At 59.2% G+C, this 16,513-nt stretch carries 17 protein-coding genes and 1 pseudogene; 13 read left to right on the top strand and 5 right to left on the bottom strand.

Translation table 11 applies throughout. From position 1 onward, the window contains the following. The 8 genes and pseudogenes from KHQ28_RS12270 to KHQ28_RS12235 form a co-directional block, all read left to right on the top strand. Positions 1–1,289 (top strand): type VI secretion IcmF C-terminal domain-containing protein (locus tag KHQ28_RS12270; protein ID WP_323131607.1); only part of this gene is annotated, 1,289 nt, incomplete at its 5' end. After that, entirely contained in the window at positions 1,286–2,884 is a 1,599-nt protein-coding gene (gene tssA / locus KHQ28_RS12265) for a type VI secretion system protein TssA (RefSeq protein ID WP_040215798.1), read from the top strand. The genes KHQ28_RS12270 and tssA, both read left to right, overlap by 4 nt. A gap of 11 nt (positions 2,885–2,895) precedes the next feature. Further along, positions 2,896–3,971, top strand: a pseudogene (locus tag KHQ28_RS29600) (polymorphic toxin type 44 domain-containing protein). Beyond that, complete coding sequence (locus tag KHQ28_RS12255) at positions 3,968–4,438, top strand: hypothetical protein (protein ID WP_022631448.1); 471 nt, start codon at positions 3,968–3,970, stop codon at positions 4,436–4,438. Before KHQ28_RS29600 ends, KHQ28_RS12255 begins: the two are co-directional and overlap by 4 nt. A gap of 76 nt (positions 4,439–4,514) precedes the next feature. After that, complete coding sequence (tssF, locus tag KHQ28_RS12250; protein WP_020324625.1) at positions 4,515–6,269, top strand: type VI secretion system baseplate subunit TssF; 1,755 nt, start codon at positions 4,515–4,517, stop codon at positions 6,267–6,269. Continuing rightward, a complete protein-coding gene (gene tssG, locus KHQ28_RS12245; protein WP_004176418.1) occupies positions 6,233–7,318 on the top strand; it encodes a type VI secretion system baseplate subunit TssG in 1,086 nt (361 codons plus the stop codon). The genes tssF and tssG overlap by 37 nt, the downstream gene beginning before the upstream one ends. Then, positions 7,296–7,838: a type VI secretion system lipoprotein TssJ gene (gene tssJ / locus KHQ28_RS12240; protein WP_004176417.1), complete on the top strand. Its 543-nt coding sequence runs from the start codon at positions 7,296–7,298 to the stop codon at positions 7,836–7,838. Before tssG ends, tssJ begins: the two co-directional genes overlap by 23 nt. Positions 7,839–7,964: 126 nt before the next feature. Continuing rightward, a complete protein-coding gene (locus KHQ28_RS12235) occupies positions 7,965–8,459 on the top strand; it encodes a hypothetical protein (RefSeq protein ID WP_004212340.1) in 495 nt (164 codons plus the stop codon). Positions 8,460–8,525: 66 nt separating this feature from the next. Here KHQ28_RS12235 and bdcA read toward each other — a convergent pair whose 3' ends face one another. Then, positions 8,526–9,239 carry an SDR family oxidoreductase gene (bdcA, locus tag KHQ28_RS12230; RefSeq protein WP_032419043.1) on the bottom strand — a complete coding sequence of 238 codons (714 nt, stop codon included), beginning with the start codon at positions 9,237–9,239 and terminating at the stop codon, positions 8,526–8,528. Between the two features lie 73 nt (positions 9,240–9,312). Between bdcA and KHQ28_RS12225 the strand changes: the two genes are divergently transcribed. Then, the gene (locus KHQ28_RS12225) at positions 9,313–9,906 is read left to right on the top strand and encodes a TetR/AcrR family transcriptional regulator (protein ID WP_032419042.1); all 594 of its coding nucleotides are present in this window, start codon (positions 9,313–9,315) and stop codon (positions 9,904–9,906) included. A 4-nt stretch (positions 9,907–9,910) separates the two neighbouring features. Here the strand turns inward: KHQ28_RS12225 and KHQ28_RS12220 are convergent, their stop codons facing one another. Continuing rightward, a complete protein-coding gene (locus KHQ28_RS12220) occupies positions 9,911–10,666 on the bottom strand; it encodes an SDR family NAD(P)-dependent oxidoreductase (protein WP_004151596.1) in 756 nt (251 codons plus the stop codon). Positions 10,667–10,824: 158 nt separating this feature from the next. Here KHQ28_RS12220 and KHQ28_RS12215 point away from each other — a divergent pair, with 158 nt between their 5' ends. After that, positions 10,825–11,703, top strand: a complete 879-nt coding sequence (locus tag KHQ28_RS12215; RefSeq protein ID WP_004151595.1) for an AraC family transcriptional regulator — start codon at positions 10,825–10,827, stop codon at positions 11,701–11,703. Between the two features lie 50 nt (positions 11,704–11,753). Here KHQ28_RS12215 and KHQ28_RS12210 read toward each other — a convergent pair whose 3' ends face one another. Together KHQ28_RS12210 and KHQ28_RS12205 are read right to left on the bottom strand one after the other, a co-directional pair. Then, positions 11,754–11,960 carry a DUF1471 domain-containing protein gene (locus tag KHQ28_RS12210; RefSeq protein ID WP_004179576.1) on the bottom strand — a complete coding sequence of 69 codons (207 nt, stop codon included), beginning with the start codon at positions 11,958–11,960 and terminating at the stop codon, positions 11,754–11,756. Positions 11,961–11,985: 25 nt separating this feature from the next. Further along, the gene (locus KHQ28_RS12205) at positions 11,986–12,915 is read right to left on the bottom strand and encodes an aromatic alcohol reductase (protein ID WP_002902287.1); all 930 of its coding nucleotides are present in this window, start codon (positions 12,913–12,915) and stop codon (positions 11,986–11,988) included. A 140-nt stretch (positions 12,916–13,055) separates the two neighbouring features. On the opposite strand from KHQ28_RS12205, the gene KHQ28_RS12200 reads away from it, so the two are divergent. Then, complete coding sequence (locus KHQ28_RS12200) at positions 13,056–13,961, top strand: LysR family transcriptional regulator (protein ID WP_029498283.1); 906 nt, start codon at positions 13,056–13,058, stop codon at positions 13,959–13,961. A gap of 19 nt (positions 13,962–13,980) precedes the next feature. Here KHQ28_RS12200 and KHQ28_RS12190 read toward each other — a convergent pair whose 3' ends face one another. After that, a complete protein-coding gene (locus KHQ28_RS12190; RefSeq protein ID WP_020324633.1) occupies positions 13,981–14,904 on the bottom strand; it encodes a LysR family transcriptional regulator in 924 nt (307 codons plus the stop codon). An 87-nt stretch (positions 14,905–14,991) separates the two neighbouring features. Here KHQ28_RS12190 and KHQ28_RS12185 point away from each other — a divergent pair, with 87 nt between their 5' ends. Next, positions 14,992–15,861 (top strand): MBL fold metallo-hydrolase, encoded by an 870-nt coding sequence (locus KHQ28_RS12185; RefSeq protein ID WP_020324664.1) that lies wholly within the window; start codon positions 14,992–14,994, stop codon positions 15,859–15,861. Beyond that, a partial coding sequence (locus tag KHQ28_RS12180; RefSeq protein ID WP_211777610.1) for an NmrA/HSCARG family protein occupies positions 15,854–16,513 on the top strand: 660 nt, incomplete at its 3' end. The genes KHQ28_RS12185 and KHQ28_RS12180, both read left to right, overlap by 8 nt.

Below are 16,513 nucleotides of genomic sequence, written 5' to 3'. Positions count from 1 at the left end.
TTAGCGATGTCCGCCAGTCGCCGCTGATTGCCCTGATGAATACCCTTGCCTGGCAGGGGCAGGCGGGGCAACAAAGGAAGGGGCTGTCGGACAGCCTTATTAAATCGGCCAAAGATCTGGTGGGCGGGAAAGACAAGCCGGTCATCGACCAGTCGGCAGCCGGCCCGCAGGGGCCTCTGGATGACACGTTCGGCCCACTGCTCCAGCTGATGGGGAAAAACACGGGCAGCAACGTCATGTCGGCCGATAGCTCCCTGAGCCTGCAAACCTATCTGACCCGTATCACCCGCGTGCGCCTGCGCCTGCAGCAGGTTGCGAATGCCTCCGATCCGCTGGAGATGATGCAGACTCTGGCGCAGACCGTCTTCCAGGGGAAAAGCGTCGACCTGACCGACACGCAACAGTACGGTAGCCTGATTTCGGCAAGCCTTGGCGAAGAGTGGAGTGGCTTCGGTAATACTCTGTTTGTGCAGCCGCTGACTCAGGCCTGGGAAACCGTGCTTCTGCCGTCGGCGGCCAGTCTGAATGATAAATGGCGCCGCTCGGTGGTCACCAACTGGCACACCGCCTTTGACGGACGCTTTCCGTTTGCCGCCAGCAAAAGCGATGCCTCCCTGCCGATGCTGGCTGAGTTTGTGCGCAAAGACAGCGGGCGAATCGAACGTTTTCTCACGACGGAGCTGAACGGTGTCCTGCATAAAGAAGGCAGCCAATGGGTGCCGGATAAGGTCAACAGTCACGGCCTGGTCTTTAATCCGGCCTTTCTGCGCGCGATCAACCAGCTAAGCCAGCTGTCCGACATTCTTTTCACCGACGGCAGCCAGGGGATCAGCTTTGAGTTACAGGCCAGGCCTGCCCCGGAGGTTGTCGAGACACAGCTGACGATAGACGGCCAAAAGCTGCGCTATTTCAATCAGATGGCCGACTGGCAGACTTTCCGCTGGCCGGGGGAGACGTATAAACCCGGCACTCTGCTGACCTGGACCACCGTCAATGCGGGCACGCGTCTGTTCGGTGACTACAGCGGTACCTGGGGCTTTATTCGCTGGCTGGAGCAGGGTAAACGCCATCCGCTGGATCGCAGCCAGTGGATGATGAGCTTCTCCGCCCCGGATGGCCGCACCCTGCAGTGGGTATTGCGCTCCCAGCTTGGGAGCGGCCCGCTGGCGCTTCTGGCGCTGCGCGGATTGACCCTGCCGGATAAGATTTTCACTGTCGATGCGGCTGAGAGCGCACAGGCCCTGACGACGGGGGTAGGGAATAGTGACATGGATGAGATGGAATTATGAGTATTCTACAAAATTTGGTTGCCGCCAGTCAGTTGGATGAAAGCGTACTGCGCCAGCAGGCCCGGTCACGTCAGGCGAAGTGGCAGTCCTGGCTTGCGCCAATCAGTGATAGCCAGCCCACCGGGAGCGATCCGGGCTATGACGATGATTTTCAGCGTATCCGCGAGGAGGTCAATAAGATCTCCGGTGTCGATACCGTACTGATTTGCCAGTTGGCTGGACAGTTACTGGCAACAACAAAAGATATCCGGATTGTTACCTATTACTGCTGGGCCCGTTTGCACCAGGACGGGGAAGCTGGCTTGGCCGATGGGCTGGAGCTGCTGGCAGGCTTGCTGCAACGATATGGTATGCAGCTTTATCCGCAGCGCGACCGTAGCCGCAAAGCAGCCCTCGAGTGGCTGGCGGGTACTCGTATCTTAGACAGTCTTTCACTTTTTCCAGAAGTTGTGCGGGAGGACGCAAGGCGTACCGTCGGCGCGCTGCTTCTCATTGATGATTGTCTGACGACAGAACCAGAAACATCACGGCCAGATCTGCAAGCACTCTGGGGTGCACTGGAGTCTCGTTTGATAAAGGGCGGGGGAGTCGATGCGGTGGTGCCGCAGAACGTCGGAAACCGGGGGCTGGCTCAAACCGCTTCACGCATGGCTGAATACGAAGCGCCGGTTCTCAGTAACATCACCTCCGGTCAGGATCTGCTGGCCCAGGCGCGAACCCTGACAGCATATCTGCGTGTTCAACCCGATGGCTGGCTTGCCGCACATCGGCTAATGAAAAGCCTTCGTCATGACACCTTGACAATCATCCCTGCGCCTGATGCTGAAGGAAAAACACGTATCGAGCCTCCCAGAGCAGATCAGCGTGCCATGCTCAAGCGGCTGTACCTGCAACAGAGCTGGTCGGAGATACTGGAACAGGCGGACAGTACCTTCTCACGTGGCGCTAACCACCTCTGGCTTGACCTGCAATGGTATATCCATCAGGCGCTGGTGAGGTCGGGTCAGGATGTGCTGGCCGATATTATAATTGCCGATCTGAAAGGATTGCTGCGCCGTCTCACCGGGCTTGAAACATTAGCTTTTAACGACGGCACACCATTTGCCGATGAGGTCACGCTGAACTGGATAAATCAGAGTGTACTCGACGATATGTCCGTCTGGCAGGATGAGCCAGTATCGGCTGCCAGCGGCGCTGATAACGACATTCTGGCCCTTGAACCTGAAGCGCTCGAGAAGGCTGACACTGACGGTCTCGATGCTGCACTCCACTGGATTCAGACGCGCCCGGGCACTGAATCCACTAAAGAAAAATGGCTGTTGCGCCTGCTGATGGCCCGCGTGGCCGAACAAAAGGGGAAGAATGACCTCGCGCTCTATCTTCTGCGAGAACTCGACGATGCGGCGGGATCAATCACCCTCACGCAGTGGATCCCAGCCCTGTTGTTCGAGATTAAATCGCGACGGCTCAGGCTACTGCGCATGAAAGCCACGCGCAGCGAGAGTGAAAAGTTACGGTTGCAACCGGAGATGGATCAATTGCTGGCAGGTCTGATTGCGCTCGATCCAGCCAGTAGCGCGGTGCTTTGCGGCTAACAGAACGGAAACTGACACTAAGGAGAACATATGGCAGCAAAAGGTTTTTATCTGGTACAGGGAGACAGAACGACCTGCGGCGGAAGAATCACTACAGGCGCAGAAGATCACACTCTGTTTGATAAACCTGTTGCCCGGGAGCAGGACAGCGTCACTTGCGGAAAGCACGCAGGGCTATACAAGATTGCCGGTGGCATCGACAACGATACCATTCATGGCCGGCGAATGGCCGGAACCCTCGACAGCTTTAGTACTTGCCCCTGTAAGGCGAGGTTTATTCCATCAATGATGAATGATACTTATGAGAAAGGAGGTGAATGCATAACTACTTTATTTTCACTCAATGGGCTTATGGCATGTTTACAGGAACCCTATAAGAATCTTCATCCAGAAAATAAGACTGAACGACAGTGTACTCACACAGATGGGGCGATTAAAGTTGCAGAATATATAATAAGTGAAATAAAGGCGAATGTCAGAAGCGATACGGCAGAAACAATACGATATTTAATCGACGTAGATTTTATAATAAAAAGACTTACTGAATGGAATAAACTTCCCTTTTATGCAAGGCTGGGGCCGCCCCCCAAAAGCAGATTTACTTGCTGCAATGGCTATTTGGTATCAGACCGTGAAAACAGGTTCAATCTGGGATCATAAACCGAAGATCCGCGATCTTTTTTCATCCGTTGCAGTAGCACGACCACTTCCCAGGAAAGGAAAATCATCAAAGTCTTATTATCATAAGTTTAAACAGCATGATTATTTTTATGATGTTTGGTCAAACATACATTATGGTTATGTTGGACGTAGTGTCGGTTTTTCTGAAGCAATTCTCTTGAAAGGGTCCACTTGGGAACAAAACATGACGCCAGGTGCCATGGGGGATGATACCATGGATGACATTACTAGCATGAAAATAGGGTTTAATCTATTTTATGAACATGGGAAATTTGCTGAGACGTTGACGGCAGATAATATTCTTTGCGTTTTAGAAACAACACCTGGCGCGCACCTTCCTCACTCAAGAGAAAATCATTGGTGCTGGAATACAGATAATCCAGAAAAAAGTGACGAATCATTTTGAAAAAAACAAAAACGTTAACGGGTATTGCATTATTTATAGCGGTGTTAGTCCTTGTCGCTCATTTTATTCCGATAAGGCCAGTCGTTGTTATTATAAATAACACTAACGAAACTATATTCGTATATGCAGGTGAGAGCATATATAATGTCGAACCTGAGCCTGACGAAGTCGCGCGTATAGTACGATCAAAGCCTGAAATTATAGCACCTGGAAAAAGAGTTAAGATTAAAGCTTCGTTTACATCTCTGATTAGGAAAGATGCAGCGCTCGACATTGGTTGGAGGGTTGGTGGTCAATACGAATATAACGCTGCAGGTAGCGGTGGTCAAAATTTTATTCTTTCTTCAAAAGAGGGCGTGTGCTACGCATCGATTTATATAAAAGATGATTTTTTTAAGGGCGCGATTAAAAATGGTTCAAGCAATAAATGTTTTAAAAAAATAAAGGCATTTAATTATAAGTATTAATTCAGGTGTTATAAAGGTTATTTTTTTAGTTGCCAGTTTCAAAATCTGATGATTGAAAGGAAATCAATATTAATTTATGGACGATTTAACCTTGCGTTATTACGACGCTGAAATGCGCTACCTGCTGGAAGCGGGTGAAGAGTTTGCCCGCGCTCATCCTGAGCAGGCGGCAATGCTCAATCTCGACAAAGCGGGCGCCCGCGACCCCTTTGTCGAGCGCCTGTTTGAAGGTTTTGCCTTCCTGATGGGCCGCATGCGCGAGAAACTCGATGACGATCTGCCTGAGCTGACCGAAGGCGTGGTCAGTCTGCTGTGGCCACATTATTTACGTACCATTCCCTCGATGTCGGTCGTGGAGTTCACCCCCGACTGGCCGGAAATGAAAGAGCCGATGACGATGGCCAAAGGCTTTGAAGTGCTTTCCCGGCCGATCGGTGAAAAGGGCACGCGCTGCCGGTACACCACCACCAAAGCGATCGCTCTGCAGCCGTTATCCCTGGAGCGCGTCCAGCTGGCCACCGATACGGATGGCCGGTCGGTGATCACGCTGCGCTTTACCTGCAGCCAGCTGACGGACTGGCGCCGGGTCGATCTCAGTCATATCCCGCTGTACTGCAACGCCGATGCGCCGCTGGCCTGCGCCATGCACGAGGCCTTTACCCTCAATGTGGCCCGGATGTGGCTGCGCATCCCCGATGAGGTGGACAGAAGGCCGCTGGACGGGTATTTCAGCGCGCTGGGATTTGGCGAGGATGACGGCCTCTGGCCTGAAGATGGCCGCAGTTTTCGCGGTTACCAGCTGCTGCTGGAGTATTTTACCTTCCGCGAAAAGTTCATGTTCATCGATCTGCGCGGGCTGGAGACGGTGGTTTTTCCGGCCGGACTGGCGTGGTTTGAAATCGACGTCGTGCTGGCGGAACGCTGGGAACATGACTTCCGCTTCAGCGAAAAGCAGCTGCGCCTGCACTGCGTGCCAGTGATCAACCTGTTTCCGCTGGAGTCGGATCCGCTGACCATCAATTCCCTGCAGACCGAATACCCGCTGCGCCCGATGCGCGTGCAGGACGGCCACACCGAAATTTACACCGTCGATTCCGTGATCTCCTCGCACCAGCAGGTTTACGCGCCGTTCTCAAGTTTTCGCCACAAAGGCGGCATGATGCGTCATGACGCGGCGGACTATTACTATCATACCCGGGTGCGCCGTGGCCCCTCCGGGCTGTACAACACCTGGCTTATCGTCGGCGGAGAAGCCTTTGATAATCATACCGTACCGGAAGATGAAAGCCTGTCGCTGACCCTCACCGGAACCAACGGCCAGCTGCCGCGTCGCGCGCTGCAGAGCACCGTGCTCGATACGGTGATGAAAACCACTTCCGCCAGTATTGCAGTGCGTAACCTCTGCGCGCCGACGCTGCCGTGCTATCCCCCCGCCCAGGACCGTTTTCACTGGCGGGTGCTGAGCCATCTGGGCAGCAGTTTTCTTTCCCTGATGGATAACGCGGAGGTCCTGCGCGGCACCCTGGCGCTGTATGAATGGACCGACAGCGAGATGAATCGTCGGCGTCTGGAAGCCATCCTCGACGTGAAGCACCGCGCAACAGAGCGCTTTGCACAGGGCCATCTGGTGCGCGGCGTGCAGATTGAAGTCACCCTCGACAGTCACGGCTTTGCCGGACGTGGCGATATATGCCTGTTTGGCGAGATGCTTAGCCGCTTCTTCGCGCTCTACACCGACATCTACTTGTTCAACCGCCTGATTATCATTCTGCAACCAACCGGAGAACGACTGGAATGGGAAGAGAAGCACAGCCGCCGCATTCCCGGCTGACCCCGCGGCTGGAGGCCGACCTGCCGCGGATCAATTTTTACCGCTTCTGCCAGCTTCTGGAAAAACGGCGTCCCGGCCAACCGCTGATGGGGGGAACCAGCCATCCGGCTGACGATCCGGTGCGTTTTTACCCGCATCCGGGAATGGGATTTCCCGCCAGCGAACTGAAAGCCGTGGAATACGATGAGGCCGATGACAGCAGGCCGCCGGTCATTCGCACCACCTTTATGGGGTTGTACGGTGTCGATTCGCCGCTCCCGACGGCATATCTCGATGATATCGCCCAGCACAGGGAAGGGCATGAAGCGCTGCAGGGCTTACTGGATATCTTCAGCCACCGGATCATGACGCAGTTTTACCGCATCTGGCGGAAATACTCCTGGCCCGCCACCTTTGAGCCCGGCGGCACCGATCGTCTCTCGCAGTCGCTACTGGGCCTGGCGGGGCTAGGCATCCCCGGCACGACGCAGCATATCGCCTCGCCGGCGTCGCGCTTTCTGGCGCTAACCGGCGTGCTGCGTCAGCCGGGCAAAACCCAGCAGGGGATCCAGGCGCTGGTCACCCTGCTGGCCCCGGAGACCACCGTCAGGGTGAGCCCGTACAGCCTGCGTCCGGTGGCGATCAGCCAGCCGCTGGGGTTTTACGGCGATGACGACTTCTTCCTGGACGGCAATACGCCGCTGGGTGACGAAGCGATGGATGCCAGCAGCCAGCTCCTCGTCGCCCTTACCACCGACAATCCCGCGGAGGCGCAGGGCTGGAAGCCTGACGGCCCGCTGTTTCGGGACTTTCTCATCCTGCTGCGGGTATACCTCGGCTGGCGATTCCGGGCCAACATCACCCTGACCGCGCCGACCCGACTGCTGGCTGTCCCGCCGCTGGGGGACGAGCCGTTCTGGCTCGGTATGAACGGCGTGCTGGGCGTGGGTGAGGGCGAGAGTGAGGACGATATTCCTCAGACCTTTACCACCGAGCTGGGTACCTATACGGGCCTGCAGCCTGCCACCTTTCTACAAGGAAACCGACGTGTTACGTATAAGTTTGACTAAAACCGCCTGTCTGCTGCCCCTGCTTGCGCTTTGCCTGAGCGGATGCGGACTCACCCAGCGCGTCTCGGAGGGAACAAAGTCTGCCTTCAACGCCGTTTTTTATAAGAAAATTAATACGCTGCATCTGGACTTTACCGCGCGCGAAGCGCTCAACACCGATGCCAGAGAGAATCACTCGCTCTCTGAACCGGTGGTGGTGCGCATCTATCAGCTTAAAGATCGCCAGACCTTTGACCGGCTGGTTTACCAGCAGCTGCTGGAGGAGGGGGATATTCTGCTCGCCGCCGATCTCCTCGCCAGTCGCGATGTGGTGATCGGTCCCGGAGGGGACGCCAGTCTGAATATGCCGCTGGAAGCGGAGGCGACGTTCGTGGCGGTTGTCGGCCTGTTCCGCCATCCGGACACACAAAGAAATACCTGGAAGCAGGTGCTGGCGCGTGAGGAATTGGATCCGGACAAGCCGCGCATTTTCACCGCCGAACACAACCAGCTACGGCTCAGGCCTGAAGCGGCGAAGTAACGTAAAAAAACAAACATTTGCAGCGGGGCCATCGCGCCAGTTCGCCCTCAATCTTCGTAACCAGCGAACGGGCGATAACCATCTTCATCCAGCCCAACCGGTTTCATCACAGCACAGGGAGATAACGTGACAGCGAGGGAACGTTTTTTTAAGAAACTGCAGCAACAGCAAAATCCGCGGCGGACAGAGGCCCTCGACGGGGCGGCCGCCGCGGATATCGCCAGGTTTCGTCAGCAGATGGCGGAGCTGGCTCAGCAGATAAGTCAGTGGTTTGATGGAACCGGTATTGAGGTGGTGATTTCGACCCGCCATCTCCACGACCTGAGTACCCTTGGCTACAGCCTCAACAGCGGCATCTGCCGCTACGATATCCCGGCCATTCGTCTGCAAAACGGCGAGCGCAGCGTCAATATCGTGCCGCAGCAGCTGTTGGATGGCGTGGAAAAGGGGATCGTGACCCTGAGTCTTGAGGCGCCCGACGGCGCGGGATCCCGGGAGGTGTTTTATCTGAGCCTGGCCCCGGAGGAGGGCTGGATGATCCGCAAGGCGCACCAGTCCCCGGAAGCGCGGCTTATGCTTACCGAAGATCGCTTTTTTATGGCGGTCGATAGCCTGGCCTGATGATCCCTGACAGGCGATGACGTCCCCGCGGCGGCGGTGCAAAGCGCGCATCGCCGCCCTGAGGTATCAGGCGCCAAACGCTCCGTCGATGGTGTGCATGGCGCCAGTGACAAACGATGCCTCCGGACCGGCCAGCCACGCCACCATTCCCGCCACCTCTTCCGGACGGCCATGGCGCTTAATGGCCATAAAGCTGTGCATCAGCTCTTTCATCGGGCCGTTCTCCGGGTTGGCGTCGGTATCAATTGGGCCGGGCTGGACGACGTTGACCGTGATGCCGCGCGGGCCAAAATCCCGCGCCAGGCCGCGCGCCAGTCCCTGCAGGGCCGATTTGCTGAGCGCATAGGCCGTCATTCCCGGCAACGGCATGCGATCGCCATTGACCGAGCCGATGACAATAATGCGCCCGCCTTCCGGCATGCGGCGCGCCGCTTCGACGGAGGCATGGTAGGGGGCGTGAATATTGATGCGGAACAGGCGATCGATGGCATCGCTGTCCTGCTCGAGAGCGTCACCGAAAAGCGCGATCCCGGCATTGACCACTAACACGTCCAGCGGGCCGCTGTCGCGGACCAGGCTTATCACCGCATCGCGATCGGCGCTGTCCGCCTGCACCGCCGTGCTGCCGGTCTCTGCCGCCAGCCGCTCGGCCGCTTCCGGCGAACCGGAATAGCTAAACACCACCGACGCGCCATCGGCGACAAAACGCCTGACGATCGCCGCGCCAATTCCCCGACTCCCGCCTAAAACCAGCACTGATTTGTTGTGAAACGCTGTCATATCCCGCACCTCATGATATTGTAGTGATGATTACAATATGCTGCGGCAAAACAGGCTGTCAAGGATTAATATAGTGACCACTACAAAACCAGGGCGCACTCCGGGACGTCCCCGCCAGTTTGATGCGGAACAGGCCATTGAAACGGCGCAACGCCTCTTCCACGCGCGAGGCTACGACGCGGTGAGCGTGGCCGATCTGACCCAGGCTTTCGGCATCAACCCCCCGAGCTTTTATGCTGCTTTCGGCAACAAGCTCGGGCTGTATACCCGCGTCCTGCAGCGCTACAGCCAGACCGGGGCCATTCCCATCGATGCCCTGCTGCGAGACGACCAGCCGGTGGCGGCGTCGCTCATCGCCGTACTGCAGGAGGCGGCTCGCCGCTATGTGGCCGATCCGGCCGCCGCCGGCTGCCTGGTACTGGAGGGGGTACATTGTCAGGATGCTGATGCCCGGGTGGCGGCAGGCGAATGGCATGCTGCGGCAAGAGCCAAAATCCAGCAGTATATCGCCCGCCATCGCCCGCAGGACGCGCTGCGGGTGACTGACTATATGGATACGCTGATGCTTGGCCTGTCGGCGAAAGCGCGGGAAGGGGATAGTCTGCCGCGTCTTCTGGAGACCGTGCGGCTGGCAGGCCTGGCGCTGGAGCGCATCCTGCCAGCCTGAGTCGTCAGATGGTTTGTCCGCCCGACACCTCGATCCGCTGGGCGGTCACCCAGCGGTTATCGTCGCGTAGCAGGCTGGCGATCATCGGCCCAATATCCTCGGGAACGCCCACCCGTCCCAGCGCCGTCATGGCGGCAAACTGCGCGTTTACCTCTGCATCGTCCCGCACCAGCCCACCGCCAAAATCGGTGGCGATAGCGCCGGGGGCGATGGTATTGACGGTGATGCCGCGCCCGCCCAGCTCGCGGGCCATATACACGCTCAGCATCTCCACAGCCGCTTTGGCGGCGGCGTAGGCGGAGAAGCCAGGATAGGAGACGCGGGTCAGCCCGGAGGAAAAGTTAACGATCCGCCCGCCGTCTGCCAGCAGCGGCAGCAGGGTTTGTACGAGGAAAAATACCCCCTTAACGTGGACGTTAAACAGCCCGTCGAACTGCGCTTCGCGCGTTTCGGCCAGCGGGGCGAATTCGCCGTGCCCTGCGTTATTGATCAGGTGGTCGAAAGTGGCCCGCCCCCAGACGCTGGCCAGCGCGCTGCCGAGGCTGTCGGCGAAGGCCGGGAAGCTGGCGGTTTGCGCCATATCCAGCGGTAGGGCGATGGCCTTGCGGCCCAGGGCGCGGATGTCGGCGACCACCGCTTCCGCCTGTTCGAGACTGCCGCGGTAGGTGACGATGACATCCCCACCCTGGCGGGCGATATCCAGTGCAGTCTGACGGCCAAGGCCGCGGTTGGCGCCGGTAATAAGTGCAATTTTAGTCATGTTCGGTCCTCTCTGGTATGTGGAGTCCTTACAATAGGAGAGGCTCACCGGGCCGGGTTGCCCAATCCTTGTTATTTTTTGCCCATTTCTCTCCGTTCACTCCCTTTTGCCGGGAAATAGCGCATACTCAGGCTTTAAAACTTGCCTGAAAGGATCTTATGCGCGACGCTCTGTTCGATCTCTGCCGCCGGTTTGCCGATGCTCATGTCGATAGCAGCGGGGTGGCAGTTACCCCGGTTCCCGGTATTACTCTGGTGCGGGCCCTGCATCCTGGTGACCTGCAGGCGGCTATCGCCAGGCCGCTGGTGGCCATGCTGCTCCAGGGGCGTAAGAGCGTGACCACCGGCCTGGCCAGCTTTGACTATGGTCCGGGCGAGGCGATGGTGATTGCCGCGGATGTTCCCACTACCAGCCAGATCACCGAGGCCAGTCAGCGTTTTCCCTATTACGCGCTGGTGCTGGAGCTGGACCTGGCTATCCTGCGCGAGCTGCAGGAGGCCGGGCCGTCAGGGCCGGATGAGGCGCCCCGCGTTGGTATCGAACCGATGAACGCCGATGTGACGGATGCCGCTTACCGGCTGGCAAGGCTGTTTGATCAACCGGGGGCGCTGGCGGTGCTGGGGGAAGGTCTGCGGCGGGAGCTGCATTACTGGCTGTTGCAGAGTGTCCATGGGCCGGCCATCCGGGCGCTGGGCGCCGTAGACAGCCATTCGGCGCGGATCCGTCGGGCGGTGGCGATGCTGCGCCGGGATTTTATGCAGCCAGTCAGCGTCGACGCGCTGGCCGACGCCGCCGGGATGAGCGTCTCTGTCTTTCACCGTCATTTCCGCGCCATGACCACGCTGTCGCCGCTGCAGTTTCAGAAGCAGTTACGCCTGATCCACGCCCGCCGCCTGATGCTGGCGGAAGGGATGAGTATTGCGCAGGCTGCCGGGGAGGTGGGCTATATCAGCGTGTCGCAGTTCACCCGGGAATACGCTCGCCTGTATGGCGCGCCGCCGGGCCGCGATCGTCGACGGGAAAAAATGAGCGCCTGACCTGGCGCGCGGGCTGCCGGCAGCTCATCCCTGAGCCTGACGCCGGTGCTTTAGTCCGCGATTTTCGCCGTGATATGCACTTTGTTGCCCATTCGCGCTTCAGTGATGCGATAGGTAGTCGCGCCCTCGCGGGCGGCTTGCTGGCGGATTTTGCTCTCCGCATGGTCCAGGGTATCGCCGGTGGCGGTGATGGTTCTGGCATTTGCCGCCAGGGGCAGCAGACAACTCAATACGATCAGTGGAATTAACTTGTTCATCGTCATTCTGTCCTGTGAGAGAAAATCAGCGCGCGGTCTGCAGCCAGCCGGCAATGTCCTGGGTCGGCAGCTGGTGGCGGGCATTCCAGGTGTCGCCCATCGGCCACCACACGCCATCCCCCCGGGCGAAGGCGGCGCGATAGCGCAGCATGGCGTCATCCGGGTTTGTCCGCAGCTGCTCCAGCAGGGCGGGCAGGGTGTGGACGGCTTTGCTGAACGTCTGCTGCGTTACGCGCTCCACGGTATCCGCCAACTGCCGGTAAGAGGTCGTTTCGCCGGCAACAAACACCACCTCGTTGACGATCCGCGGCTGATGCAGATAAATCGCCGTGGTCAGGCGGCCAATATCCGCCGGTGAGGTGACGGTCACCTGGGTATCCCAGCTGCCAAGGGCGTGAAGGGTTCGGTTGGATAAATTCACTACATCGAAGTCTGGTTCGAAGAGAAAGCTGGTAAACATCCCGGTGGAGACAATGACCCACTCCGTGGCCCGCTGCGCGCGCAGCAGGGTCCGGACATCGTACTGCTCGTCCCAGACCGGCTGACCGCTGCCTTTGCCTACCACATCGTAATTGACGCCAAACTGCCAGGGAAAATAGCGGGGTACCCCGGCCGCCAGCACCGCGCGGGTAATTTTCAGCTGTGTCCCCGGACCGGCGACAAACCCCATGCAGTTAATCACGGTGGTGAATCCACGAAACTGATCGGCCAGCGTCTCCATGGCGCTACCGGCGATGTCGACGGCGAGGAAGGTGGCTCCGGCGTCGGCCAGCGCCTGATGGTTTGCCGACCGCAGCTGGCCGGCTTCATCCCAGGCCGCCGGCGAGACGATGACCGAGACCGTGCCCTGGCGCTCGATTACCGCAGGCACCAGCGCATCGAGAACGGCGGCGCCCAGTTGTCCCGCTCCCAGCACCAATACCTTTTCCGCATGATTAAAATTATCAGTTTTCATTTTAACTCCTTGCTCAGTTAAGCCTTGTGTTGACTGGCTACAGGCTCAGTGTAGGGGGACGGTCGACATTCGATAAGTACAGCGTTTCGGGTTAGACTGTTCGTAATAATGGGATAATGAGCGCCGGGGGGGGTAACGAAATGGACAAACTGGATGCCATGCAGGTCTATGTTGCGGTCGTGGATGCCCACAGCTTCGCCCGCGCGGCGGAGGTGCTCGGGCAGCCGCGCTCCACGGTATCGCGGGTGGTGAAGGAGCTGGAAGCCTGGCTCGGGGCGCAGCTTCTCCAGCGCACCACCCGCAAGCTCAGCGTGACGGCGGAGGGTCGCCGGTATTATGAGGAGTGTAAAAGGCTGCTGGCCGAGATGGCGGCGATGGAAGCCTCCTTTCCCGGGCGCTCGGCTCAGCCCGCCGGGCGGTTCAAGGTAGGGATGCCGCAATCCCTTGCCCGCCACTGCATTCTGCCGAGGATCGGCGAGTTTTTGCAGCAGTATCCCGACCTGGAGCTGATCCTCTGCTCAAGCGACAACGTGGAAGATATAATTCAGGAGGGATTCGACTGCGTGATCCGTACCGGACGGATCGAAGATTCCACCACCCTGGTGGCGCGTCCTCTGGCCCGCTACCGCTGGATGGTCCTCGCCTCGCCGGCCTGGCTCGCGGCCCACGGCCGGCCGCAGAGCATCGACGAACTGCACCAGCATCGGGCGGTGGGCTACCTGAATCACCGTACCGGGCGGACCATCGACTGGCTTTTCTCCCTCGATGAAGGCGACTACGCGATCCGCATGCGGGAGACGCTGGTGGTCGACGATACCGATGCCTACATTCAGGCCGGCATTCAGGGGCTGGGCCTGATCCGCGTCGCCAGCTATCTGGCGCAACCTTATCTGCAGAGCGGGGCGCTGGTCGCCTGTCTGGAGCAGGCCGCTTCTGATCTTCCCTTGTCGCTGGTCTATCCGCAAAACCGCTATCTGCCGCCGGCGGTGCGCGCGTTTTATGACTGGAGCAGGCGTGTGCTGCAACCCCCGAACAGCGAGGCCTGATGCCGGGGCATCGGCCCGGTTATTGGCCGCGCATGGCCTGTTTTAACATCGTCACCAGCCAGTTCAGCGCCGGATCCTGCGCCCGCCGTTTGTGCCGCAAAATGCACAGCGTAAATTCCGGATACGCTACCGGCGGAGCGTCCGCGCGCAGCGCATACTGCGCCTGCCAGCGCTGCGCCAGCCCCTGCGGGACGGTGGCGAACAGCGGCAGGGTGGTCAGCAGCAGGGGAAAGGTGGAGAAATTCTGCGTGGCAAAGCGCACGCGCCGCGCGAGCCCCTGGCTGGCGAGCTGGCGGTCAATTTCACCGTGGCCGGTTTCGCGATAGGCCACCATCACATGTTCCCAGGCGACAAAGTCGCTCACCGACAGCGGACCGCGGCAGGGGATCTGCTGCGGCGACCACAGGGTGGTGACTCCCATGGACATCACCGGCTCGCTGACGATCTCCCCACGGCTCTGTTTGTTGACAGACACCGCGACATCAATGCGCTCCTCCTCCAGCAACTGGCGAACCTGGAAGGGGTCGGCGGCTATCGACTGCAGTGAGACTCCGGGCGCCTCCTGCATCAGCCCGGGTAACAGCGGGGGCATCAGCCAGTGCTCGCTCCAGTCGCTGAGGCCGATGCGAAAAAGCTGCTGCGCGCGCGCCGGGACGAACTCTGCGGCGCCAAACATCGCCGAATGTAGGTTTTCCATCAGCGGCTGCAGGTCGGTCATCAGCGCTTGCGCCCGCGGCGTCGGCAGCATGCCTCTGGCGCTGCGCACGAACAGCGGGTCGTCAAACATCTCGCGCAGCCGTTTCAGCGCCCCGCTGATAGCCGGCTGGCCAAGATGGAGCACCTCTGCGGTGCGGGTGACGCTCCCTTCGCGGTACAGCACCATCAAGACCGTCAACAGATTCAGATCGATACGACTAAAATCATTTTCAATGATTTTGTTCATTATGATAATCAATTTGAATGTGGGTTATCCCGGCAGCATAGTGAATATCACCCCGATAAATCAACCAGCGCAATGCGCGCGGAGGGAGTGATGCAAACTTACCAGACAGGCGATAGCCTGATTTTCAAAGTGCCGGAGCGCGAGATTTCCCTGCAGCCGGCAGCGCTCTATCCAGAGGCGTTCCCGGTAGCGGAGGCGGAGGCCGTTATTCAGCCGATTGCGCTGTCAATCCACAGCTGGGTGGTGCAGACCCCCCACGATCTGATTGTTATCGATACCGCCACCGGCAATGGTCGGGAGCGCGGCGGCAATCCGCTCTATCATCAACTTAACACGCCGTATCTGGAGAATCTCCGCGCCGCGGGGGTGAACCCGGAGGACGTGACCCTGGTGCTACTGACTCACCTGCATACCGACCATGTCGGATGGAATACCGTCTGGCAGGACGATCGCTGGGTGCCGCTGTTTCCCAACGCCCGCTATCTGTGCTCGGCAAAAGAGCTGTCGCGGGTGAAAAACAGCGAACGCTACCGGGCGCTGTGGCTTGACAGCCTGCTGCCGGTGATTGAGGCCGGCCAGCTGGAGACCGTCGATGTGGCGACCCGGCCGCGGGTCGGCGGACGGATCGACTTTATTCCCACCCCCGGCCACAGTCCGGACCATGCCGCGCTGGTCCTCGCCGCTGGAGATGACTACGCCTGTTTCTCCGGCGATCTTCTGCATTCCCCGATCCAGTTTGCCCATCCGCAGTGGAATTCAGCGTTCTGCGGCGATCCCCGGCAGGCGGAAGTCTCGCGACGGGAGATGATGGCGTGGGGGGCAAGCCATCATGCTCAATGGTTCACCGGGCATTTTGCCGGGCCTTCCTGCGGCTGGCTGGAGAAGGATAAGCAAGGTGACTATCGCTGGCGAGAGGCCGGGAAACAGGCTGCAGATAAGGGGAACAGTGATGAATAATGCGCAAAGCGTGTTGGTTTTTGGCGCCACCGGTCAGCAGGGCGGCTCGGTGGCGCGGGCGCTGCTGCACCGCGGCTGGCGGGTTCGGGCGCTGGTCAGGGATCCTTTCTCCGCCGGGGCCGCTGCGCTGGTGGCGCGGGGAGCCGAGCTGGTCGTGGGTACCTTTGAAGACCGGGCGGCAATGCGGTCGGCGATGGCCGGGGTCGACGGCGTCTTCAGCGTCCAGCCCAGTTCGCCGGGAGGGACGGTGACCGATGAGCAGGAGGTACGCTACGGGATAACCATCGCCGATCTTGCCGTCGAGTGCGGGGTGAAGCATCTGGTGTACAGCTCCGGCAGCGCGACGGGGGAGACGCCGACCGGCGTAGCGCATTATGACACCAAAGCGGAAATTGAACGGCATATTCGCCGCCTGCCGCTGGCGGCGACCATCGTGCGGCCCGCCACCTTTATGGAGCTGCTGGTGATGCCTGGTTTTGGCCTTGATGAAGGTCGTTTTCAATTTTTTATGTTGCCGGAGGGGAGAATGCAGGTGCTGGCGGTGGAGGATATCGGCCATCTTGTCGCGGCGGTTTTTGCCGCGCCGGCGCGGTTTGCCGGCAAGACGTTCGAGATCGCCAGCGACAGCGTGACCGGCCGTCAGCTGGAGGGG

The organism is Klebsiella sp. 28 (assembly GCF_018223905.1).
Lineage (GTDB): Bacteria > Pseudomonadota > Gammaproteobacteria > Enterobacterales > Enterobacteriaceae > Klebsiella > Klebsiella pneumoniae.
The sequence above is the reverse complement of the archived record's forward strand: the minus strand, read 5'-3'. Positions and strand labels throughout refer to the sequence as shown.

What these genes read in the sequence shown, in the direction of transcription:
- KHQ28_RS12220 (WP_004151596.1), bottom strand. Translation starts at nt 10,666, where the DNA reads ATGACTAAAATTGCACTTATTACCGGCGCCAACCGCGGCCTTGGCCGT.
- KHQ28_RS12215 (WP_004151595.1), top strand. Translation starts at nt 10,825, where the DNA reads ATGCGCGACGCTCTGTTCGATCTCTGCCGCCGGTTTGCCGATGCTCAT.
- tssF (WP_020324625.1), top strand. Translation starts at nt 4,515, where the DNA reads ATGGACGATTTAACCTTGCGTTATTACGACGCTGAAATGCGCTACCTG.
- KHQ28_RS12190 (WP_020324633.1), bottom strand. Translation starts at nt 14,904, where the DNA reads ATGAACAAAATCATTGAAAATGATTTTAGTCGTATCGATCTGAATCTG.
- tssG (WP_004176418.1), top strand. Translation starts at nt 6,233, where the DNA reads ATGGGAAGAGAAGCACAGCCGCCGCATTCCCGGCTGACCCCGCGGCTG.
- bdcA (WP_032419043.1), bottom strand. Translation starts at nt 9,239, where the DNA reads ATGACAGCGTTTCACAACAAATCAGTGCTGGTTTTAGGCGGGAGTCGG.
- KHQ28_RS12210 (WP_004179576.1), bottom strand. Translation starts at nt 11,960, where the DNA reads ATGAACAAGTTAATTCCACTGATCGTATTGAGTTGTCTGCTGCCCCTG.
- KHQ28_RS12205 (WP_002902287.1), bottom strand. Translation starts at nt 12,915, where the DNA reads ATGAAAACTGATAATTTTAATCATGCGGAAAAGGTATTGGTGCTGGGA.
- KHQ28_RS12200 (WP_029498283.1), top strand. Translation starts at nt 13,056, where the DNA reads ATGGACAAACTGGATGCCATGCAGGTCTATGTTGCGGTCGTGGATGCC.
- tssA (WP_040215798.1), top strand. Translation starts at nt 1,286, where the DNA reads ATGAGTATTCTACAAAATTTGGTTGCCGCCAGTCAGTTGGATGAAAGC.